Genomic DNA, 23,896 nt, shown 5'->3' with positions numbered 1-23,896 from the left:
CCCCTTCCCTCGCAGGGAAGGGGGCTGGGGGGTTAGGTTTTTGATTACTGAATCGATGCTCTAGTGGGGATCAAATTATATGCAGCTTCATAAATAATTGAGATGAATTTTGTATTTCAGTGCTATTACTTATAAATATCTAAACATTAAAATATCAATTCAGTGGAATTTAGAATTGATTTTTATGGGGAAATAAGCATTAATTAAGTGGTAATACTGAAGTAAAAATTATTCAAAGTTTTTTGTTTTTTAAATATATTTTTTGTTAAAGAATATTTGGATAATAATAAATTTTAGGGAATAATAAAATATAAATCGCTCAATAAAAATATAAAAATCCCTGCAATGCTAGCCTTATCAAATACTTTTTTTCCTCTGTCTGGATATCAGATCATAGAGCAAGTTTATATTGGCAGCAAAACCCTAGTTTATCGAGCTATTAGAGAAAAAGACCGAAAACCTGTGATCATTAAATTGATGCGGAATGAGTACCCTACATTTAATGAAATTGCTCAATTCCGTAATCAGTACACCATTACCAAAAATTTAGATATTGCAGGGATAGTTAAACCTCTGTGTTTAGAAAACTATCGCAACGGCTATGCTTTAGTTATGGAGGACTTTCACAGTACCTCATTGAATGACTGGGTAAAGCAGTATAAAGTTACACAAGCAGGTCGATTGACTCTTACGGAGTTTTTACCGATAGCAATAGCCATAGTGTCTATTTTGGCAGAATTACATCGCGATCGCATTATCCACAAAGACATCAAACCCGCCAACATCCTCATCAACCCCAACACCCAAGAAATTAAACTAATTGATTTTAGTATCGCCACTCTATTACCCAGAGAAATTCAGAATATTACCAATCCCAATGTCTTAGAAGGAACATTAGCTTACATCTCCCCTGAACAAACAGGAAGAATGAACCGAGGTATTGATTACCGCAGTGATTTCTATTCTTTGGGGGTGACATTTTTTGAACTACTCAGTGGACACTTACCATTTACCAACCAAGATCCAATGGAGTTGGTGTACTCTCACATTGCTAAAGAACCACCGCTTTTGAGTAATGGAGAGGAAATTCCCCAAGTAATTTGTGATATTGTCGCCAAATTGATGGCGAAAAACGCCGAAGACCGGTATCAAAGTGCCTATGGACTTAAATATGACCTAGAAATTTGTCATCACCAATGGCAACAAAATAGCAAAATAGAACCCTTTGAATTAGCACAGAAAGATATTTCTGACCGATTCCTCATACCAGAAAAACTTTATGGTCGTCAACAAGAAGTTGCTACCTTACTTGCAGCTTTTGAACGTGTCACCAAGGGAGCGACAGAGATGATTTTAGTCGCAGGATTTTCTGGTATCGGCAAAACAGCAGTTGTTAATGAAATTCACAAACCTATTGTCCGGCAACAAAGTTACTTTATTAAAGGCAAGTTTGATCAATTTCAACGGGATATTCCCCTATCAGGATTAGTACAAGCTTTCCGTGATTTAATCGGACAAATATTATTAGAAAATGATGCTCAAATCCAGGAATTACGGACTAAAATTCTATCAGCTTTAGGCGAACAAGCTCAAGTAATTATCGATGTCATTCCTGAACTAGAGAAAATTATCGGTAAACAGCCATCGGTGTCAGAACTTTCTGGGACGGCTATTCAAAACCGCTTTAATCTGTTATTCCAAAGATTTATTCAAGTATTTAATACTAAGTCTCATCCCTTAGTAATTTTCTTAGATGACTTACAATGGGCAGATACAGCTTCATTAAAATTTATTCAATTCCTGCTCAGTCAAGGTCAGGGAACACGAGAAAATTCTACTTCATCGCATCCAGAAATTAAGGAAAATATTTGGACACCCATCTTTGATGGCGAACCTTGGTTAGTTGATACAACAGACACCGATGAGCAAGCCGCAGGTAGCCTACTCGTAATCGGTGCATATCGTCACAATGAAGTTAGCCCAACTCATCCGCTTGCTTTAACAATTCAGGAAATCTCTAAAACAGGAACTAAAATCAACTCTATAGACTTATTGCCTTTAAATCAAAGTCATTTAAATCTTCTCATTGCTGATACTCTACATTGTGAAGAAGGCATATCTGTTCCTTTAACCCAAATGGTGTTTGCTAAAACTAAAGGCAATCCTTTTTTTGCCACCCAGTTTTTAAAATTTTTACATCAAGAAGGCATAATTAAATTTAATTTTGAGTTGAGATATTGGCAGTATGACATTAATCAAATACAGGAATTAGCTCTGACAGACGATGTCGTAAAATTCATGGCAATGCAGATAGAAAAACTGCCAAAAATGACGCAAGATGTTTTAAAATTAGCAGCCTGTATTGGTAATGAATTTGATTTGAAGACATTAGCAATTATCCGCGAAAAATCAGTAGTAGATACAGCCTCTGATATCTGGCAGTCATTACATGAGGGCATCATCTTAGCACAAACAGATGTTTATAAATTATTCCAAGATAGTAATGAGGTTTTTCTAGATAAGAGTGCAAAGAATAACGTAAAAAATCGTAATTTACCCATACCTAAGTATAAATTTATTCATGACCGAGTCCAACAGGCTGCTTATAGCTTAATTCCAGAATCAGAAAGAAAGGAAATTCATTTAAAGATTGGCACATTATTGTTAAATAATATTCCAATTCAAGAACGAGAAGCCAATATTTTTCAGCTAGTGAATCAATTCAATATATCTGTGGAATTAATCACAGATCAGACTCAGCGCGATGAACTAGCTGATATGAATTTACTTGCTGGAAGAAAAGCTTTAACTTCCACAGCTTATACAGCAGCAGTTAAATATTTAAAGACAGGAATTGAACTGCTTGCAGATGACAAATGGGAAAGCAAATATGAACTGACTTTAGCATTATATGAGACAGCAGCAGAAGCAGCTTATTTGGCTGGTGATTTTGACCAGATGGAAACATTGGTTCAGATAGTTTTGTTAAATACTAAAACTTTGCTAGAGAAAGTCAAAGTTTATGAAATTGTAATTCAAGCCTATGGAGCGCAGAATAAAGCTATAGAGGCTGTAAATACAGGATTAGCATTTTTGAAGTTGCTGGGAGTGGAATTTTCTGAAAATCCCACTGAGTTTGATATTCAGCAAGAAATGCAACAAATCAATTCAAATCTGGCTAATCGTAGTATTAAAACTTTAATTGATTTGCCAGAAATGACAGCAGCACAACCACTAGCGGTCATGCGACTCTTATCAAACATCATTGTTTTTGCTTATCAATCTAATCCTAACTTATTTATATTAATTGCACTGAAGCAAATTCATTTGTCGCTTGAATATGGTAATAATATATTATCTGCTTTTGCATATGTTGTGTATGGTTTAATCCTGTGCGGTTCTGTCGATAAAATTGAAGATGGCTATCAATTTGGCAAACTTGCCACAGAATTAACAGATAAATTCCAAACACAGGCAGTTACCGCGAAAATTTGTCACTCATTCAATGCCCATATTAGACATTGGAAAGAGCATATAAAAGAAAGCATAAATTCATTTCTAGATGCTTATTTATCAGGGATAGAAACTGGAGATTTGGAGTTTGCTAGTTACGCTATTAATGCTTATTCCTATTTCCTGTTTTTTAAAGGTGCAGAGTTAAGTAGTCTACTCCCAGAATTAGAGAAACATAGTAATTCAATTAATCAAATTAAACAAGAAAGGGTATTTTACTGGAACGAAATTTATCGGCAAACAGTATTAAATCTGCTAGGGAATACGGAACAAATTTGTATCTTAGTTGGCGATGCTTATGATGAAGATAACAATTTATCAATCCATCTTAAATCTAATGACGGAATTGCAATTTTACACTTGCATTTATGCAAAACTATAGTATGTTATTTATTCGGTGAATACAATAATGCCTTGGCATATACAAATTATGCCAAGCAGTATTTATATGGTGGCATAGGAATGTTGATGACTCCGCAACTATATTTCTATGATTCACTAACTCGGTTAGCAATCTATTTAGTTAGTCCAGAAAATGAAAAAGAACAAATTTTTCAATGTGTGATAGCAAACCAAGAAAAAATGCAGCATTGGGCGCATCATGCACCCATGAATTATCTGCATAAGTATTATCTTGTAGAAGCAGAAAAGTATCGTGTGTCCAAGCAATATCTAGAAGCAATAAATTATTATGATCGTGCCATTGCTCTAGCTCACCAAAATGAGTACATTCAAGAAGAAGCATTAGCTAATGAGCTAGCAGCTAAGTTTTATCTAGAGTGGGGTAAACAAAAAATATCCCAAACCTATATAACAGATGCTTACTATAACTACAGTCGCTGGGGGGCAAAAGCTAAAGTTGATGATTTGGCTAAACGCTATCCGCAATTACTTGCCCCTGTTCTTCAGCAGGAAAAACTCAGTCTTCAAATTAGTGATAAAATCACCAGTGGAAAAATTACATTATCTATTCATCAAAGTATCTCCAAAAAAATTGATCAACAGACTGCTATTGCTTCTAAAACTAGCACTTCCCAATTCCTAGATTTGGCATCTGTAATCAAGGCTTCACAAGCTCTTTCTGGCGAGATAGAGATAGAGAAACTACTAGCGATATTAATGCAAGTAGTTATGGAAAATGCTGGAGCTTCTAAATCTGCATTAATATTAAGCGAAGAGAATACATCGGCATTAATAGTTACCACAGTTAGCCACAGTGCAAATTTAGCTTCTATTTCTACATCTTTCCCCTCAACTAGTTTAGAATCTAGTAATGATGTACCTGTAACCTTGATTAACTACGTCAAAAGGAACAGAGAGATTTTAGTGATTGATAATGTGAAAACTGTAGCTTTTATCGCAGGCGATCGCTACATTACAAATCAGCAGCCTAAGAGTATATTGTGTATTCCAATTATCAATCAAGGTAAATTTCTGGGTATTTTGTACTTAGAAAACAATTTATTGACAGAAGCCTTTACCTGCGATCGCGTGGAAGTTCTGAAGCTTCTCACTACTCAGGCGGCAATTTCTATAGAAAACGCCATGCTCTACAATAATTTGGCACAGGCTCATCAAAGTTTAGAGGAATATAGCCACAGCTTAGAAGCAAAGGTAGAAGCCAGAACCCAGGAACTACATAGTCAAAATCAACGCTTGCAACAAACCTTACAAGAATTGCAGCGTACACAAACTCAATTAATTCAAAGTGAAAAAATGTCTTCGTTGGGTCAAATGATTGCAGGGATTGCCCATGAAATCAATAATCCCATAAACTTTATTCATGGTAATATTACCCATACTCATGAATATGTACAGGATTTGTTGGACTTATTATTTTTATATCAGCAAGAATTGCCTAATATTTCATCTGCTGTAACAGCTAAAGCCGCAGAAATTGACCTAGATTTTATCGCAGAAGACCTACCAAAAACTCTGGAATCAATGATGGTAGGAAGTGCGAGAATCCGGCATATCGTTTTGGGTCTACGTAACTTTTCTCGTCTAGATGAATCAGACATGAAGCCTGTAGATATCCATGACGGTATTGAGAATACACTAATGATTTTGCAGCATCGACTCCAAGAAAAACGAGATTTACCAGCAATTATTGTTAATAGACAATACGCTAAACTACCACCAGTCAATTGTTATGCTGGTCAACTTAATCAGGTGTTTATGAATATTCTGAATAATGCGATTGATGCTTTAGAAGGTTCAAACATCAACAACAACCAACTATTAACACAACCAGAAATTCGTATTTTTACAGAGTTAACCAAGTCAAATACTGTACGAATTACCATTGCTGATAATGGATTGGGAATGACAGAGCAGGTGCGGGAAAAAATCTTTGATCCCTTTTTTACTACTAAACCTGTAGGTAGTGGTACAGGTTTGGGATTATCTATTAGTTATCAAATTGTTGTGGAAAAACATAAAGGTCAATTGATCTGTAACTCTACTCCAGGAGCCGGCACTGAGTTGATCATTGAAATTCCACTACTCAAGTAAAAACCTCAAGTAGCGGAAATTAGCCTTTGCTAGTGAAGATAGGTTTAACGTGTGGATAATTGATTGGAAGCTGTAGAAAACTCTTGTTTTTGTAATATTTTACCTATACTAGATGCCTGTGCTGAGAAGAAGCGTTGCACGATATCAGCAGCATACTCAATACCATAGGGTACGCTTACCCCAGCCGTTAACTCATTGGCAAAGTATGTATTTCGACAGCCTTGCAACATATCTAATCGCTCATAAATGCCATCACGAAGATCGTGAGGTGAAAAATGAGCAAACCACTTCCAGATGAGAGGTTTAGCTAAAAATTCAACTTGAGTGCCTCCCAATTTTTTCACCAAATCAAGCACACTATTTTCTAGTTCCTCTACAGTTGTTGTATCATCCATAAATGGATAAAAGTTATAAATCTTGCTGCCAGGATCAACTTCATACATTGCCAATGGATAACTAGCTGGCAAAGGCTGCTGAGAAGTATTTCTGACAAAGTAAAAAATGTTGCTAGGTAAACCCTCTACTTTGCAGGTAATAACTGCTCGCTTAATTGTGCGAACTTTAGAAAAAATATTTCTTTCTTCAGGGGAAGTATCCGCAACACCCAAAAATTCGTCTACAGGCGCAGTCCAAATTAAATGATCAAATTCCCACTGCTGGGAGGTGGTTTCTACAAGAATTGTTTGAGAACGAGTCACGCGCGTAATAGTCTGTCCCAAACAGACATTATGATTTGCCGCGATTCGATTCCATAATTCTTGATTGCCTTCTTGTAACTGAGGCATATTAAGAAGCAATTTCTTTGGTAAATCGCATCGGTTTAGCAATGCTAGTAGTTTGATCACATAAGCAGTTGCTACTTCTTCCTCTATATGGCCAAACTGTGCAGCATTAGCAATAGGAATTAATGCTTCTCGAATAAAACCTAAATCTTTATTAGCAAACCATTGCGGTGAAAATTCGCTCATCTCTCGGTAAGCAGTGTTAATATACCCAGGATCATCGTACCGAGTATATTTTTTTAAGTTTCCGAAAAATTTTGCTAGCTGTTTGATTCGACTAAATAAAGAATATTGCGACTGAACTAAAAACGGACTGGAAATTTTGCCACTGCTTAAGTCAAACACTTGTACAGGAGGCATTATATGTTGACTTGGGGAAATACCGTACCGCTTTTTGTACTTTTTATAGAGAGGACTAGGTAATACCCAGACGGTTCCACCTTCATAAATACCTCGTGTTTGCTTTGTTCTGTCTGCATATTGAATGGAATACGTCTTACCACCTGCACGATTTTTCGCATCAATGAGGGTAATGTGTTGATATCCTAAATCTCGCAATTCCTCGGCAGCAGTTAACCCAGCACAGGCTGCACCTACAATACCAATACGTAATGAATGATTAATTTCCATTGTAATTATTAGTGAGAAGTTGAGTATTGTAGTTCTGGTAAGGCAAATACCTCTGCTGTTTCTACCGTTTGATAACGTTTAGAGAGAGAATACCAGTTAAGATGACCACCAATCCAACTATGTAGTCCCGATATATATTTGGCTAATTCAGCATCTGCACTAGTGCTGAAAGTGGGGATAGAAGCTTCTATATCGAACATATTTCTAATTTCTTCATCGTGCATTTTTGCTGCACGTTGAAAAGCTTCGTTTAATGATAAGCCTTGTTGATAATGCAAGACCAATACTAAATTATGGACATCATGACTAGCCATTTCTTTGGGTGCTGAAAAGATATCATTACACCAACAGACAATATTGTTAGTCATGTCTTTTAATCGCTTGAGTTTTTCGTATTCTTTTAAAATTCTGGGAATTTTTAAATGATTGGTAAATTCTATTAATTCAAATAAAGGCTCCATTGCTCCTGTTGATCTACGAAGTTGAATATATGTATCGATATCAGGTACATTCTTTTGGGAGCGATTGATAGCCTCTTGCATACATCCATGTAAGTAGTCTTCTACACTATGGACAAAGTAATGAAAATTAGCAGCCCATTCTCTTTGAAACATTCTTTGTCTTAAATCTGCTAAGGCATGAGAACGTAGAGAATCTTCACTTGTGAGTTCTGCCCCATTTAATACTTCTATAAATCTCTGATGTAATCTTTCCATGACTTCTGGCTGGGTTGATAAGTGGGAAATATCACACTCATCATCCCAAGTCATCATCCAACTTAACCAGTCATTGGCAATCTGGAGTTCTGCAAGCGGGCAATTTGGATAACAACTAGCTATCAATAAATAGAATTTAGCTTTAGAAAACCTTTTAAATGCTGAGTCATCTGCAATTAGATTGAAACGCAGCACCCAATCAAAAACGGTGGCTTCTAATACCTCTACATGAGGATTAAATTGATGCTGAAAGGGGGAATATAGGTTTGGGAGAGTGATATTGTTCTGCATGGTGAGTCCTCTGTTGGTAAAAATATATGGAGAAGTAGTAAATTTTTACAGCTAGAAATTGGCAGCAAAATAAAAGCACGCAATGCAATAAAAACAGCATTTAACTGCTGTCTAATAACAGAAAAATTGTGAGTAAACATATTCCTTATGACAAAATAAATCTACCTATATCTGACGCACCATAGTGATAAATTACAGTGTCAGAAATTCAGAAATTATCTTGATTTAAGGTTTATGTCTTGGTATTACCGGAACATGATCAAAAAACGACAGACAGCCAATAAATATCTACTTACGTATGCCAAATTTCACTAGTCTTAAAAGAACTGTCATTTCCATACTTAAGTATTTTTTTATATTTTTCAATAAAACATAACTGTACTTATATCTAATTACAAATAAATTTGGAGTTTTATTGATACAACGTTATATTTATTACTTATAAATACTTAGAAAAAATTGGCGTGAGTAAGTTTTTTTACGCAAAAATTACAATATATCCATATAACTAAGTAAATTTTTAAGTTTGCATAAAACAAATTAGGTGAATATCTACGTGTCTTTACAAGATTTATTAATTCTGAGAAGTAACTGCTTCAGTATATCTGCGGCTTTGTCATGGAAATTTGACATAGCGATTGTTATCAAAATTGTTAAATAACAGCATCCGATTGTTCAAAATCCTGTCATTACGCAAGTTTTTCTACTACATATAATACAAATATCAAGCAAGTAGATATTCAAAAATAAAGTAATAAATCACACAAGTATCTAAAGACGAATTTAAATATACTGATATTCATCCTGAATATAGATGACAAATCCTCAAGATTTATGTAAAAGACAGTAAGGTTATTTAATAATCTTCATGATCAGGAGTTATTCCAAATTGGAATAGCTTGGGTAGTATTGTTTTGCGCTTCTGAAATAGCCTATGAATGTTGGCTTTCAATCCAAAATCCCAAATTGGTATTAGGGTTGAGTAAGGGTTTACTGGATAGGTAAATTTAAATTTTCTGCGATCGCATCGAGATATGGTTGAAAGGCTGCAAAATTTTCCAACTTGGTGAATTTACCGGTATCTGAAGCAAAAGAAGTAGAGATTATATATAGTTGTGTGCCATCGTAAGTAACATGGCTGATGTACTGTTCTTTCACACCACTTTCTGATGTGAACTCGACAAAACCATAACGCACACCAGGAAGCTTTCCGATTTTTACTTGCTGTGGTGGATAGGTAGAGACATTCTGACGATTTTTCGCCAAGCTAGCGTAGAAATCTGCTACCCAGGCTTGCAGAGCGGTGGTGAGTTTAGTTTGATATTCTGGATTTTGAGACTCTGTTGGTGAACCCGGAGGAATACCTGCGGCGGTTAAATGTTTTTGAAATTCTGAGTTGTTTTTGACTGGTTCAACTTGAATTTCTACCGTACCAACAGGTTTGCCTTGGTCAGAAATACATAATAATGTAGCCTTGTCTGGACAAGGTACAACACTCCAACCAGTGGGGACAGTAGTTTTCCCCAAGATTTTTTGCCAAGTATTTTCTGTCTTAACACTAGGTTTGTCTGGTATGGTGCTTGTAGATTTGACAGTTGGCGCGGGTGTGGTGGCTTTCTTGTCAGTAACTTGAGGTAAAAAGAATCTAGCTCCTATGGGGATAAAAATTAATAAAATAATAGCGATTAGTAGATGATAAACACGTAGCATTGCTTCTGAACCTCTATCGATGTATTTACAATACTTGGGTAATTTAAGAGTGCGATCAATTATGTAATAAACGTACACTGGGAGCATACTGCCGCTTGACCACAATATCGATTCTGTTCATCGATGAGATTCCAAAGGATACCGTCTTGGATGTGGAAGCGTTTACCGGTGCTAGTTAACCGAATACCAGAAAAGTAACTGAAGCCTTGAGTTGTTGCTGCTGCTAGCAGGCGATCGCGTTCTTGTTGTACTATTTCTTCAGCAGTTTTCCGTGAAGGCATTTTGGTAAAATCGTCCCAAGATAATTCCCACAATGCCAAAGCTTGATGATTGCCATAATTAAAGATTGGATCTGCTTCCGTACCATGAGAAACCAAAACAAATGGTGCGTGAAATAATGCTTGTGATATTTCTCTTGGTGAACCACTCACATCTATTAATTGTTTTCCAGTCAAATGTTGAAAACTTTGAATTAAGCATTGACTGTGGAGAATAATTTTCTCTTGCTGCCAGGGAAATTCCATAATATTATGCAGATGTAAATCATGATTGAGTGACAACAAATATATTAGTATTACATAAAAATTACTAATTAAGATGATGTGGTTTAGCAATTCTCTAGAAAACCAACTCCAACACTGGCATGAAATCATTAGTAAGCAACCGCAAAATCCTAATGCTTATATTCGTAGGGGTATGGTCAAATTTCAGTTAGCTGAAATTACACCTTCTGTTCAAGATTTTGACATAGCAGAGCAATTAGATAGACGCTTAACACCTTACTTATGGCAGCGTGGTTTATCTTATTATTATGCCGAAAGATTTGCAGAAGGGGCGCAACAGTTTGAAATTGATTTGACTGTCAACTCCCAAGATGTGGAAGAAACAGTCTGGAGATATCTTTGCATAGCGCGCTTAATGGGCGTGAATGAGGCAAAAAAATCTCTTTTACCAGTCAAAAATGACCCCAGAGAAATTATGCGCTGTGTTTATGATTTATATGCAGGTAATTGTACAATAGATGATGTTTTGCGAGTAGGCAAATCAGGTGGAAATCGCAGTCAATTTTATGCTCATCTTTACCTGGGATTATATTATGAAGCTGAGAATAGTGTAGATTTAGCTAAAGATTATATAATTAAAGCGGCTGATAAATATCAAATTGAAGACTATATGTGGTATTTGGCGCAAGTACATAAAAAAGTTAGAGGATGGTGAATTGAAAAGGCAAAAGGAAAAAGATAGAGAAGAAACTTTAGAAATATGAATAGATATAATGACGGCTAATTTAGGAATTGAAACGGGTTGGTGTGGCAAACTTAATTTAGTTTATGCTAATCGCCTCGGTAAAACTGATTTAATTTATAATCATCACCAAGCACCGCTAAAAGTACAACGTCCCTTTTATCCAGAAGGGGAAAAAGTCTGTCATAGCGTCATTTTACACACAGCCGGGGGAGTTGTGGGAGGCGATCGCCTATCTACTGATATTCACCTCCAACCCCAAACCCAAGCCGTAATTACTACCGCCGCAGCCTCTAAGATATATCGCAGCAATGGCTTACAGGCTCGACAAACTATTAATATCCAAATAGATGCAGGTGCTTGTTTAGAGTGGCTACCCCAAGAAACAATTTTATTTAACGGGGCAATTTATCGCCAAGATTTACGGATAGAATTAGCAACTGGGGCTAATTTCGTAGGCTGGGAAATTACCCGCTTTGGACGCAGTACCAGAGGAGAGAAATTTGTTCAAGGAGAATGGCGATCGCACACCGAAATTTGGCAAAATGGTGTGCCATTATGGATAGATCGTCAGTATCTCCCTGGTAGTGAAGCAGTTTTCCACAGTCCCCACGGCTTATCAGGACAACCCATCGCCGCTAACTTTATCTACGTAGGTACTCCAGTTACCCAAGCAACCATTGAAAAAGCACGTTCTCTCTTTACTCCCCACTCCCCACTCAGCACTCAGCACTCCCAAATAGGCGTTACCAACTTAGAAAATGGATTTTTGTGTCGATACCGTGGTGCTTCTACATCTGAGGTGAGAAACTGGTTTACGTCCGTGTGGCAAATGCTACGATTTGATATCTTCAATCGCAGTTATTGCATACCTAGAGTGTGGCAAGTTTAATCCTGACTTTTCACGGGATCTGGAAAACCCCTCTCCAAACCTCAGAGGCTTTAATTTTCCCCCTTCCCTAGTAGGGAAGGGGGTTAGGGGGTTAGGTTTTACGTTAACTTTTCCACATAACGTGAAAAGTCAGGTTTAATCAACTTGTAAAGGAGAAAATAAAATGCAACTTACGCCACAAGAAAAAGATAAATTATTGATTTTTACGGCTGCTTTATTAGCAGAAAGGCGCAAAAACCGAGGATTGAAATTAAATTATCCTGAAGCTGTGGCTTATATTTCCGCAGCAATTTTAGAAGGTGCAAGAGATGGTCAAACCGTAGCCGAATTGATGAGTTACGGTACAACATTATTAACCAGAGATGATGTGATGACAGGTGTAGCAGAAATGGTACATGAAGTGCAAGTAGAAGCAACATTTCCTGATGGCACAAAATTAGTTACAGTCCATAATCCAATTCGATGAAAAGATGATTTTTAAGTCAGAATAGTTGTAGATAATTTAAAAATCAGTTTCTTAATTTGGAATTGTGAATTGATTATGGCAACCCAACTCAGCCAAACTAAACCCCAAACTGAACTGAATATCAAGTGGGAAGCCTTACCCCAAGACTTCAAACTAGAGGATGAACCGGTGGAAAATACAGGTCAGCCTATCTTGGCTGGTGCTTTGCGTGAAAGTTTAGAAATTAGTGGTTTTATTCAACCACAAATGCTGATAGCATCAAACTTTGGATTGTGTGCAACTATTAACGAACAACTGGTGATTAAAGCCCCAGATTGGGTATATGTGCCGTCAGTAAAGGAAGTAATTAGTAATCGCAAAAGTTACACACCGATTTTAGAAGGTGAAATTCCTCTAATAGTGATGGAATTTCTCTCAGATAATGACGGTGGAGAATATTCTGTTAAACGCACTTATCCGCCAGGAAGATGGTTTTTTTATGAGCAAATATTGCAAGTTACCATCTATATCATTTTTGAACCTATTAGCGGATTATTAGAATATTATCAACTAGAAAATGGGCGATATGAACTGAAATTACCTGATGAAAATGGTTGTCATTGGGTAGATGCAATGGGCTTATATTTGGGAACATGGCAAGGAACAAAAGAAGCCCATACAGGTTATTGGCTACGTTGGTGGGATCAAAAGGGAAATTTGTTACCTTGGGCGGTGGAAAAAATTGAACAAGAACGCCAAATTGCAGAACAAGAACGCCAACGCGCAGAACAGGAAAAACAGGAAAAAGAACGATTACTTGCTTATTTAATATCGCAAGGTATAGACCCCAATAACTTACCAACTCAATAAGGAATTCAGATTACATATGATACCAGGGGAAATCATCACACCAGACGGAGAAATTGAACTCAATGCAGGTCGTCTCATTGTGAAATTAACTGTAGCAAATACAGGCGATCGCCCGATTCAAGTAGGTTCACATTTTCATTTTTATGAAGTTAACAACGCCTTGATTTTTGATAGGGAACAAGCATTAGGAATGCGTTTAGATATTCCCGCCGGGACAGCAGTACGCTTTGAACCAGGGGATGAAAAGGAAATCACTTTAATACCCTTTACTGGTAGTCGGCAAGTTTACGGTTTTAATGCTAAGGTAAATGGTCAATTATAGTTAAGTCTTGCATACCTTAATACCAAATACACAAAGGCAGGGTCAGATGTTTTTGAAAGATTTACGTGGGTTAAATCTAGAGTTTTTAAACACACTAAAAGGTGCAATTACTCTATTTATAGATCCTGGTCGTGCTGATGCAACTCCTGATATTGAAGATGGGATGATTAACATCAAAGCGACTAAATTAGCAATTGAATATATCAAATCAAAACCAGAAGTAGCACAAATTATTCAAGAACGTTATATTGCACCACCTCCAGATATGGAAGCGATTGGCAAATGTCCTGAAGGTTCATTAGGATATGCCTTTGCTAAATATATAAAAGATACAGGTTTTGACCCCAATTACTATCGGGGTTTAAAAATCACAGATGACACCAGCTATATCCTACATCGCCTCAGACAAACTCATGATATTTGGCACGTAGTTACAGGATTAGGCTTTGATGTCAACGGCGAATTAGGATTACAAGCCTTTTGTTTAGCCCAAATTCGTATCCCCTTACCCATCATTCTCTTAGCAGGGGATTAATGAGAACATTAATTAATGCACCAGAACAAATGGATAATTTATTAACACAAATTGCCATAGGCTATCGTATGGGAGCAAAAGCTAAACCCCTCATAGCCCAAAAATGGGAAGAAAATTGGGATAAACCCCTATCTCAATGGCGCAGTGAACTAGGAATTGAACCCACCTCAGTCTATATACCCTAAAACTTAAATCTGCCTGCATAGCGTTTCACTTTAAGTTTGATACAAATAGACTGCAAGGGAGCAGGGGAAAGAATGGAAAACCAATAATTTGGATCATTCTTTTGTGAAATGCTATCAGTAGCTGGAGTGTTTCAGATGGGAATAAAAAATAATTATCAGGATTAGTTATGAGTTACAGAATGAGTCGCCGCGCCTACGCAGAAACCTATGGGCCGACAGTAGGCGATCGCATCCGTTTAGCCGATACAGAATTATTTATACAAGTAGAACAAGACCTTACCACCTACGGCGACGAAGTAAAATTTGGTGGTGGGAAAGTCATCCGTGATGGGATGGGACAATCCCCGATTGCTAACGCCGATGGTGCAGTAGATTTAGTCATCACCAACGCCTTAATTCTCGACTGGTGGGGAATAGTCAAAGCAGATATCGGCATTAAAGACGGCAAAATATTTAAAATCGGGAAAGCTGGGAATCCCTATATTCAAGACAACATCGATATTATTATCGGCCCTGGTACAGAAGCCTTAGCTGGTGAAGGTATGATTCTCACGGCTGGCGGAATTGATAGCCATATTCATTTTATCTGTCCCCAGCAAATTGAAGTTGCGATCGCCTCCGGTGTTACAACCATGATTGGCGGTGGTACAGGCCCCGCCACCGGCACAAACGCCACCACCTGCACCCCCGGCCCCTGGAACATCTACCGAATGCTACAAGCGGCTGATGCTTTCCCCATCAACTTAGGCTTTTTAGGTAAGGGAAACGCCAGCCAACCCCAAGGCTTAGTCGAACAAGTTTTAGCCGGCGCAATGGGGTTAAAACTTCATGAAGACTGGGGAACTACACCCGCAACTATAGATACTTGTCTCAGCGTCGCCGATGAATATGATGTACAAGTAGCCATTCACACCGACACCCTCAACGAAGCCGGATTTGTCGAAGATACCATCGCCGCCTTTAAAAATCGCGTCATCCACACCTACCACACCGAAGGCGCAGGCGGTGGACACGCACCAGATATCATTAAAGTCTGCGGTCAACCCAACGTCCTCCCCTCTTCTACCAACCCCACCCGTCCTTACACCCTCAACACTCTAGACGAACACCTAGATATGTTGATGGTCTGTCATCACCTCGACCCCAGCATCCCTGAAGATGTGGCCTTTGCAGAATCCCGCATCCGTCGCGAAACCATCGCCGCCGAAGATATTCTCCACGACTTAGGCGCGTTTAGCATGATTTCCTCCGATTCTCAGGCGATGGGAAGGGTGGGAGAAGTAATTATTCGCACCTGGCAAACAGCTCATAAAATGAAGGTGCAACGGGGAAGCCTTGCGTTAGATGGGGAAGCTGATAATTTGCGCGCTAAAAGATATGTTGCTAAATACACAATAAATCCAGCCATTGCACATGGAATTGCGGAGTATGTCGGCTCTGTAGAAGAAGGTAAACTAGCAGATTTATGCTTGTGGCGACCAGCGTTTTTTGGAGTTAAACCAGAGATAGTCATTAAAGGCGGGATGATTGCATGGTCACAAATGGGAGACGCTAACGCCAGCATTCCCACACCCCAACCTGTACATATGCGACCGATGTTTGGTAGTTTTGCTGGTGCGAAACACGCCACATCTTTAACCTTTGTGTCCCAAGGGGCTTTAGCTAGAGACATTCCCCAGCAATTGGGGTTGAAAAAATCAGCCGTTGCAGTTTCCGGGACACGTCAATTAACTAAACAGGATATGAAACTCAATGACGCTTTACCTCACATAGAAGTAGATCCCGAAACCTATGAAGTGAAAGCCGATGGCGAATTATTAACCTGTGAACCCGCCACAGTTCTACCGATGGCGCAAAGATACTTTTTGTTTTAAATCTTGTGTATAGCCTTCTTGTAGCTAGATGCTAGTCAGAAGGCTTTCCCATTACCTAAATTATGATTTTAGTGAAGCTTGCGTTAGCGTAGCTCCTACCGAACGGAGGCTCGCTTGTTAATTTCCGCCCAATTCGCCACATTCCACCAATTAGTTAAATACTCAGGGCGACGGTTACGATATCGCAAATAATAAGCGTGTTCCCAAACATCATTCCCCATAATTGGATATAAACCTTCCATAATCGGACTATCTTGATTAGCAGTAGTCGTAATCTCCAACTTACCTTGACCATTACGCACTAACCACACCCAACCACTACCAAAACGACCAGCACCAGCTGCGTTAAATTCCTTTTTAAAAGCATCAAAACTGCCAAAAGTTTGGTTAATTTCCTTGGCGAGTTCCCCTGTTGGTTCTCCACCGCCATCAGGACTCATAATTTGCCAGAAAATAGTGTGGTTCAAATGTCCGCCTGCATTATTGCGTACCTTAGTCCGAATTTTTTCCGGTACACTATTTAAATCCCGCAGTATCGCTTCCACACTCTTTTTCTGTAATTCTGGAAAGTCCTTGAGGGCATCATTCAAATTATTGACATAACTAGCGTGATGTGCATCATGATGGAGTTTCATAGTTTCCGCATCAATAGCTTTACTCAAAGCTGAGTAATCATAAGGTAATGGTGGTAACTTAGCAGGCGCAGCACTTAATTCTTGATCAACATAAGCCACGGGTAAAGAAGACTTAGCATTAGATTTTGTATCTTGGAGAGACTGTGACTCAGCTGATGGCATTGTCCCACAAGCGACCAACAAAATTACCGTCAACAGCAATGCCAATGTCTTTTGCAAGAACCCAAACATAAACTTTTACCTCAAGATGTATTTAATTCCTAAACCAGCTATCTGCATTTTGTCTTTTTACCAACTTTCCGCAATCATCTGATTTTAAAAATGTCACTAAATTTGCAATTATTTCAGGTTACAAGCAAAATAATAACCTATTTTATAATTTTTAAATTTAGACAATTAATATTTTATATATAAATTGGTTTTTAAAATTTATTCATTAAATAATCATATGGTCTGATTGATAATTAATTTAATCGTCAAAGAATAGGATATTTATTTAAATCGATAAACCACTACATTTTAATCACCAAAAATAGTAATTGCCTGGTCTTCATCTGGGGAAATAGCTATTTTTTCATGGATTTTACCACAAAAATATATATTCACATCTAAAGTCTAGAATATATAACTTTGGATATAGAGTAAAAAAATACAAGCAAAACTATTGGCAGAGATGGAAGAAAATTTCTTTTGCTAAACATATAATTAAGTGACTACTAGGGGCTTGAGCCGACATAAATGATTGAGCTAAATATGTTAATTCATTGCATGGAATTAGCATAAACCAGTTATCACCTATTTCATCAAAATGCTATTGGTTTTCCAAATCAGTCCGAAGATTGTATTTATTATAGTCATAAATTCTGTTGTTAATGTTCAAAAAAGTTAAAAATATCATCTTTTTTCATAAAAAATCAAAGGTATGTAATATGGCCGTTTCTACAGTATTGCAGAATAAATTCACCTTAAATCAAAATCTTCCTCCGAAAAACATCAAAGAGATTCAATCTAAATCATCACCGACAGATGCTATAGGCGTTCCCGAATTAGCTATATCTTTAACTCCTGTTGGCTTAATTTTTAGCTGGATTGTCTTTTTTATCATGTTGCGAAAAATTCGGACTATTTTAGAAGACAAGATGGTCATATCTGTAAGAGGCTCACATCGATTACCTTGCCAAAAATGTAAATTTTATTCTAATAATCATTATTTAAAATGTGCAGTAAATCCTGGCATAGTCATGACAGAAGAAGCAAAAAACTGTTCTGAATATTCACCGGAGAAAGAAAAGAAAAACTCTCATAAAAACATCTTCCCGTCGTAGGTGATGATGCTTCCAACCTTGTGACTTCTACCTCATATCGATTCAATAAAATCATGAAACAGATCCAAATCAGAAACCCTTGCAGGATATAGATTTCTTAATTTTGAATTTTGTAGGCGTAAGCCTTCCCGAAGGGTATTTTGAATTGGTATCAACCAACTGAACCAAACTCTCGTCGTCGCTGTAGCCAGTTTGCGATGTCGTTGGCGGTAATAATCCCAGCAAGTAAACCATCTTGAGTCACTAGCACTCGTCTTACCCCTGATTCTTGCATTTTCTGGAGAATTTGAGGCATTGGCTCTTCAGGATTTGCGCTTAAACCCTGTTCTGTAGGAATCATCGTTTCTTGGACAGTGCGGTGAGTCCATTCATCTCGCGGGATGTCCCTAACTTGATTTAAAGTGATCATACCGATTGGTTGACTATCTGCCATCACAGGAAAAGATTGATAACGACGACTGAGGAAATATTTATCCACTAATTCCTGTAGCGTCAAATTAGCATCTACCGTTTCTGGATAGGGTGTCATAATTTCCCGTGCGCGTACTCCTTGTAAACTGGTACGCAGCAATATTTCCTCATAGCTAGCTTCAGCCGCAGTGTACAAAAACCAACCAATCAGAATTAACCAAAGTCCACCGATAACAGCACCACCAAACATCTGCAACAAACCTAAAGCTATCAGTAAATAACCAAGCCACTTCCCACCTGTGGAAGCTATTTGTGTAGCTTTTTTTAAGTTATTGGTATACTTCCACAACAAAGAACGAAATACACGACCACCATCTAAAGGAAACCCTGGCAACATATTAAATATAGCTAGAGCTAAGTTAATAGATGCTAAATAAGAAGTCACACCATTAACTACTACACTCCAACCAGCAATGTGACCAATATACCAGAGCAAGGCAAATAGGGCAGCAAGTATCAAACTAGTAACAGGGCCAATAATTGCTATTTGAAATTCATCTCCAGGAGTTGAAGCATCCACACGCGTGCGGGAAACACCACCAAAAATAAACAGAGTAATACCCTCAACCGGAATTCCTTTTGACCTAGCGACAAAAGAATGAGAAATTTCATGAGCTAGTAAAGATGCAAAAAATAGCAAAGTTGCTACTATACCCATCCCCAAATAAGTAATATTGTCAAGTCCTGGATAATTGGCGGGGAATAAACCTGCGCTTAAAGTCCACAGAACCAGAAAGAAAATTAACAACCAAGACAAGTCTATTCGGATTTCAAACCCGAAAATAGAGCCTAAGCGAAACCCTTGCATAACTTACTTTTACCTGAGCGTAAAAGAGAACAATAAGTCACCAAAATATTAGAAAATAATGATGATTAATCCCTCTAGCAAAAGATAGAGTCATAGACTAATGACTAATGTACGTGCGGGGTGAACCAAAATATCTGTTTGACAAGGTGAATTTCTCACTGAACCCGCCCCTACTAACTAATGACTAAATAGACATCTCCGAAAAAGAATCTCAAACCCTTATGCTGTATAGATGAAAACCTCATTTCTAGAGATGACTAATGACTATTGACTATTGATTATTGACTATTGACTAATCAACTATGTATACCTTGAAAACCCTACAACCTGGAGACGAAGTGTTATTAGAAAACTTCCTCTTGCAACATATTGATACATCGATGTTTTTGCGTTCAAATTGTCACAATGCAGGACTGATTAACCAAGGTAGAAGATTTCAGGGAACCTATGTAGCCGCTATTGTAGATCATCAGATAGTTGCGATCGCAGCTCATTATTGGAACGGTATGCTAGTGGTGCAAGCACCTGTTTATTTAGAAGCAGTAGTGCAAGCAACTGTAACACAGTCTGGTCAAGCTATTTCTGGAATCGCCGGGCCAGCCTCCCAAGTTACCGCTACGAAACAGATATTGAGAATCGGTAATCAAGCAATTCGTCAAGACGAGCAAGAGATATTATTTTCCTTAGCTCCACAAGACTTACAAATTCCCATTGCTTTAGCATCAGGAAAAGTGCAATGTCGTTTACTCACATCTTGCACCTGGAAATCTGGATGTCAAAACCATGACTACGTGCAAGGGGAGTTAGGCGTTCAATGTGAAGTAAAAGAAGATACACAACCATTTGTGGAAAAATAGACTCAAGGGCAGTTTGTGCAGCCTGACCCCAATCAGGTGGCAATGGGGACTGAAAATGCAGATAAGTCCAATGAGCAATCAGGTATGCAGCTAGAGAAAGAATTAGCCAGCGATACATCCCCTTGAGAGTTCCTTGCCCAAAACGGTGCAAGCCAAAACGATGCTTTGCGGTTTTAAACCACCCCTCAATCTGCCAACGACGCTTACCCCACCCTTCGGGTTCGGCAGTCGCTCATGGGGGAAACCCCCAAGACCGCGCTGCCTCACCACTTAAGAGTAGAAGCTTTCATGGGACGGGTAGACAAAACAAATCGTTTTTCTAGCTTGCCGTTATCACGCTTTAAGTAATACCACGAAACAGTAACAGGGAACTTTAAACCAAACAGATAAACCTGTTGCCCCTGCTTATGTAAACGTCTGATAAGTCTGCCATCGGCTAACTTACGACTGATAGATACACCTGTAACAGCATGATATTTAAGCTGACGTACACCCTCAAGAAACTCTACACTACCAAAAGCAGTATCTGCTAAAATAATAGTCTGAAATTGTTGAGTTAAAGATTGAGGTAAACGTTTCACAAGTTTCAATCCAAGCTGTGCTGGGGATGGCGTTCCCTTACCCCTCCAAACACGAAAATTCCAAGGAATACGTCATCTTCCTATAACTAAATAAACGACAACTATATGTAAACCACGCTTGCCGTTGTAAACTCTAATTAAGTCCCCAAATTCTGAGAACTTTCCCCGCTTTTCTAACGTTGTTAAGTCAATAATGACTTGTAAAAAAGGTTTCCTTCCTGGAGTTGATGACGATAATATCTTTAAAGCTGTTAAGAGCGCGTGGTGACGGATTACTTTAATCATTTTCCTTGTTGACCAAGGGTTTATGTTTAAGAATCTGCTGATTGCGCTTGAAGATTTTGTCTGACTGTGTTCGGGTAACGGGTGTCCTTGTGCCTCTAAAAATAAAGTCAGCATCGCTTCTAAATTATCTTTCTGATACTGCGTCGGCATCAATTCTTTGAGGGTGTAAACTAGGTTTTGGGCGTGGGCAAGCATTTTTCTTGCTTTTTATCGAATCTACATTTCACGCCTTTTCTCTCATGTTTTAAGCTTCAAAAGCAACCCTGACGATTTCATGTTGGTCATCTCCTTGCTTATGACGCTCAAAGCATCATCCCAGCATTTTGTTATCTCTGCGGTTAAATACGTAAAAATGCTAGTTACTGAGTATATTTAGTTACAAAGGTATTTTCCTTATGCTTCTTCCGTTACTGTAATCTTTTGCGCTGTTTATTCACTTTTTATGTGTTTACACAGCTAGGTGCAAGATATGAGTTTACCTCGTTTTGATGAGTTAGATTTACTCACCGATTGGAGCGTTGCTTATAATGTGGAAGCTTTAGGAATAGTAGCCACCCCAGACTTGCAACTAACCTGTCGTCAAACCCTGGAAGCACATCAAGCTATGGCTACTCACTGGCTATTAGTAGCAGAAAATACACCAGTAGCTTACTCTGCATTTAATAGCTGTTTACCCGACATTGTACAGATTGGTGGAGTGTGGACACCCCCAGCATTGCGAGGTAAAGGCTACGCTAAATGTGTGGTGGCTGGCTCATTGCTAGAAGCAAAATCTGGCATTGCATAATAGAGGGATGAATTGAGGACACCTACTGTGCAATGTCCATACTGCGGAGCTACGAAAATTCGTAAGAACGGAAAGAGAAGAGGTAAACTCATATCTTGCACCTAGCTGTGTAAACACATAAAAAGTGAATAAACAGCGCAAAAGATTACAGTAACGGAAGAAGCATAAGGAAAATACCTTTGTAACTAAATATACTCAGTAACTAGCATTTTTACGTATTTAACCGCAGAGATAACAAAATGCTGGGATGATGCTTTGAGCGTCATAAGCAAGGAGATGACCAACATGAAATCGTCAGGGTTGCTTTTGAAGCTTAAAACATGAGAGAAAAGGCGTGAAATGTAGATTCGATAAAAAGCAAGAAAAATGCTTGCCCACGCCCAAAACCTAGTTTACACCCTCAAAGAATTGATGCCGACGCAGTATCAGAAAGATAATTTAGAAGCGATGCTGACTTTATTTTTAGAGGCACAAGGACACCCGTTACCCGAACACAGTCAGACAAAATCTTCAAGCGCAATCAGCAGATTCTTAAACATAAACCCTTGGTCAACAAGGAAAATGATTAAAGTAATCCGTCACCACGCGCTCTTAACAGCTTTAAAGATATTATCGTCATCAACTCCAGGAAGGAAACCTTTTTTACAAGTCATTATTGACTTAACAACGTTAGAAAAGCGGGGAAAGTTCTCAGAATTTGGGGACTTAATTAGAGTTTACAACGGCAAGCGTGGTTTACATATAGTTGTCGTTTATTTAGTTATAGGAAGATGGCGTATTCCTTGGAATTTTCGTGTTTGGAGGGGTAAGGGAACGCCATCCCCAGCACAGCTTGGATTGAAACTTGTGAAACGTTTACCTCAATCTTTAACTCAACAATTTCAGACTATTATTTTAGCAGATACTGCTTTTGGTAGTGTAGAGTTTCTTGAGGGTGTACGTCAGCTTAAATATCATGCTGTTACAGGTGTATCTATCAGTCGTAAGTTAGCCGATGGCAGACTTATCAGACGTTTACATAAGCAGGGGCAACAGGTTTATCTGTTTGGTTTAAAGTTCCCTGTTACTGTTTCGTGGTATTACTTAAAGCGTGATAACGGCAAGCTAGAAAAACGATTTGTTTTGTCTACCCGTCCCATGAAAGCTTCTACTCTTAAGTGGTGAGGCAGCGCGGTCTTGGGGGTTTCCCCCATGAGCGACTGCCGAACCCGAAGGGTGGGGTAAGCGTCGTTGGCAGATTGAGGGGTGGTTTAAAACCGCAAAGCATCGTTTTGGCTTGCACCGTTTTGGGCAAGGAACTCTCAAGGGGATGTATCGCTGGCTAATTCTTTCTCTAGCTGCATACCTGATTGCTCATTGGACTTATCTGCATTTTCAGTCCCCATCGCCACCTGATTGGGGTCAGGCTGCACAAACTGCCCTTGAGTCTATTTTTCCACAAATGGTTGTGTATCTTCTTTTACTTCACATTGAACGCCTAACTCCCCTTGCACGTAGTCATGGTTTTGACATCCAGATTTCCAGGTGCAAGATGTGAGTAAACAAAATTACATTTGTGTATCATGCGCTCGCCAATTCATTGATGTCTACAGCCCACCAAGAGGATACTCAGATGAGAAAAAA

General features: G+C 38.4%; 18 protein-coding genes and 2 pseudogenes. 13 read left to right on the top strand and 7 right to left on the bottom strand.

Annotated features, from left to right (window positions below; all coding sequences use genetic code 11):
• Positions 1 to 345 precede the first annotated feature (345 nt).
• On the top strand, positions 346 to 6,027 hold the full coding sequence (locus CV014_RS09725; RefSeq protein ID WP_236141830.1) for an ATP-binding sensor histidine kinase: 5,682 nt from the start codon (positions 346 to 348) through the stop codon (positions 6,025 to 6,027).
• Between the two features lie 44 nt (positions 6,028 to 6,071).
• On the opposite strand, the gene CV014_RS09720 is transcribed toward CV014_RS09725, so the two are convergent.
• From CV014_RS09720 to CV014_RS09705, 4 genes are all read right to left on the bottom strand, one after another.
• A complete protein-coding gene (locus CV014_RS09720; protein WP_236141829.1) occupies positions 6,072 to 7,439 on the bottom strand; it encodes an FAD-dependent oxidoreductase in 1,368 nt (455 codons plus the stop codon).
• Positions 7,440 to 7,447: 8 nt separating this feature from the next.
• Positions 7,448 to 8,446, bottom strand: coding sequence for a terpene synthase family protein (locus CV014_RS09715; protein WP_236141828.1), 999 nt, complete (start codon positions 8,444 to 8,446; stop codon positions 7,448 to 7,450).
• A 990-nt stretch (positions 8,447 to 9,436) separates the two neighbouring features.
• A complete protein-coding gene (locus tag CV014_RS09710) occupies positions 9,437 to 10,234 on the bottom strand; it encodes a hypothetical protein (protein ID WP_236141827.1) in 798 nt (265 codons plus the stop codon).
• On the bottom strand, positions 10,216 to 10,680 hold the full coding sequence (locus tag CV014_RS09705; protein ID WP_442946898.1) for an MEKHLA domain-containing protein: 465 nt from the start codon (positions 10,678 to 10,680) through the stop codon (positions 10,216 to 10,218). The genes CV014_RS09710 and CV014_RS09705 overlap by 19 nt, the downstream gene beginning before the upstream one ends.
• A gap of 76 nt (positions 10,681 to 10,756) precedes the next feature.
• On the opposite strand from CV014_RS09705, the gene CV014_RS09700 reads away from it, so the two are divergent.
• The 8 genes from CV014_RS09700 to ureC all read left to right on the top strand — a co-directional run bounded on the left by CV014_RS09700 (position 10,757) and on the right by ureC (position 16,524).
• Positions 10,757 to 11,374, top strand: a complete 618-nt coding sequence (locus tag CV014_RS09700; RefSeq protein ID WP_236141882.1) for a tetratricopeptide repeat protein — start codon at positions 10,757 to 10,759, stop codon at positions 11,372 to 11,374.
• 58 nt (positions 11,375 to 11,432) lie between these two features.
• Positions 11,433 to 12,293, top strand: a complete 861-nt coding sequence (locus CV014_RS09695) for an urease accessory protein UreD (RefSeq protein ID WP_236141826.1) — start codon at positions 11,433 to 11,435, stop codon at positions 12,291 to 12,293.
• Between the two features lie 163 nt (positions 12,294 to 12,456).
• Positions 12,457 to 12,759, top strand: a complete 303-nt coding sequence (gene ureA / locus CV014_RS09690) for an urease subunit gamma (RefSeq protein WP_236141825.1) — start codon at positions 12,457 to 12,459, stop codon at positions 12,757 to 12,759.
• A gap of 75 nt (positions 12,760 to 12,834) precedes the next feature.
• Entirely contained in the window at positions 12,835 to 13,608 is a 774-nt protein-coding gene (locus CV014_RS09685; RefSeq protein WP_236141824.1) for a Uma2 family endonuclease, read from the top strand.
• 16 nt (positions 13,609 to 13,624) lie between these two features.
• Positions 13,625 to 13,930, top strand: coding sequence for an urease subunit beta (locus CV014_RS09680; RefSeq protein ID WP_236141823.1), 306 nt, complete (start codon positions 13,625 to 13,627; stop codon positions 13,928 to 13,930).
• Between the two features lie 46 nt (positions 13,931 to 13,976).
• Positions 13,977 to 14,465: a Coq4 family protein gene (locus CV014_RS09675; RefSeq protein ID WP_268964581.1), complete on the top strand. Its 489-nt coding sequence runs from the start codon at positions 13,977 to 13,979 to the stop codon at positions 14,463 to 14,465.
• On the top strand, positions 14,465 to 14,650 hold the full coding sequence (locus tag CV014_RS29960) for a Coq4 family protein (RefSeq protein ID WP_268964580.1): 186 nt from the start codon (positions 14,465 to 14,467) through the stop codon (positions 14,648 to 14,650). Before CV014_RS09675 ends, CV014_RS29960 begins: the two co-directional genes overlap by 1 nt.
• A 167-nt stretch (positions 14,651 to 14,817) precedes the next feature.
• Positions 14,818 to 16,524, top strand: a complete 1,707-nt coding sequence (gene ureC, locus CV014_RS09670) for an urease subunit alpha (RefSeq protein WP_236141822.1) — start codon at positions 14,818 to 14,820, stop codon at positions 16,522 to 16,524.
• A gap of 95 nt (positions 16,525 to 16,619) precedes the next feature.
• Here the strand turns inward: ureC and CV014_RS09665 are convergent, their stop codons facing one another.
• Complete coding sequence (locus CV014_RS09665; protein WP_268964579.1) at positions 16,620 to 17,390, bottom strand: superoxide dismutase; 771 nt, start codon at positions 17,388 to 17,390, stop codon at positions 16,620 to 16,622.
• 698 nt (positions 17,391 to 18,088) lie between these two features.
• On the opposite strand from CV014_RS09665, the gene CV014_RS09660 reads away from it, so the two are divergent.
• Entirely contained in the window at positions 18,089 to 18,484 is a 396-nt protein-coding gene (locus CV014_RS09660; protein ID WP_236141821.1) for a hypothetical protein, read from the top strand.
• Positions 18,485 to 18,635: 151 nt separating this feature from the next.
• Here the strand turns inward: CV014_RS09660 and CV014_RS09655 are convergent, their stop codons facing one another.
• Positions 18,636 to 19,763 (bottom strand): site-2 protease family protein, encoded by a 1,128-nt coding sequence (locus tag CV014_RS09655; RefSeq protein WP_236141820.1) that lies wholly within the window; start codon positions 19,761 to 19,763, stop codon positions 18,636 to 18,638.
• Positions 19,764 to 20,065: 302 nt separating this feature from the next.
• On the opposite strand from CV014_RS09655, the gene CV014_RS09650 reads away from it, so the two are divergent.
• A complete protein-coding gene (locus CV014_RS09650; protein ID WP_236141819.1) occupies positions 20,066 to 20,620 on the top strand; it encodes a hypothetical protein in 555 nt (184 codons plus the stop codon).
• Here the strand turns inward: CV014_RS09650 and CV014_RS09645 are convergent.
• Positions 20,568 to 21,681, bottom strand: a pseudogene (locus CV014_RS09645) (transposase); the annotation flags it as partial. The gene CV014_RS09650 and the pseudogene CV014_RS09645 sit on opposite strands and share 53 nt — an antisense overlap.
• Positions 21,682 to 21,955: 274 nt before the next feature.
• On the opposite strand from CV014_RS09645, the gene CV014_RS09640 reads away from it, so the two are divergent.
• Together CV014_RS09640 and CV014_RS09635 are read left to right on the top strand one after the other, a co-directional pair.
• Positions 21,956 to 22,273, top strand: coding sequence for a GNAT family N-acetyltransferase (locus CV014_RS09640; protein ID WP_236141818.1), 318 nt, complete (start codon positions 21,956 to 21,958; stop codon positions 22,271 to 22,273).
• A 366-nt stretch (positions 22,274 to 22,639) separates the two neighbouring features.
• Positions 22,640 to 23,753 (top strand): annotated as a pseudogene (locus tag CV014_RS09635) (transposase); the annotation flags it as partial.
• Positions 23,754 to 23,896: the final 143 nt, after the last annotated feature.

Source organism: Nostoc sp. CMAA1605 (assembly GCF_021596505.1).
In the GTDB taxonomy this organism is placed as follows: domain Bacteria; phylum Cyanobacteriota; class Cyanobacteriia; order Cyanobacteriales; family Nostocaceae; genus Trichormus.
The sequence above is the reverse complement of the archived record's forward strand: the minus strand, read 5'-3'. Positions and strand labels throughout refer to the sequence as shown.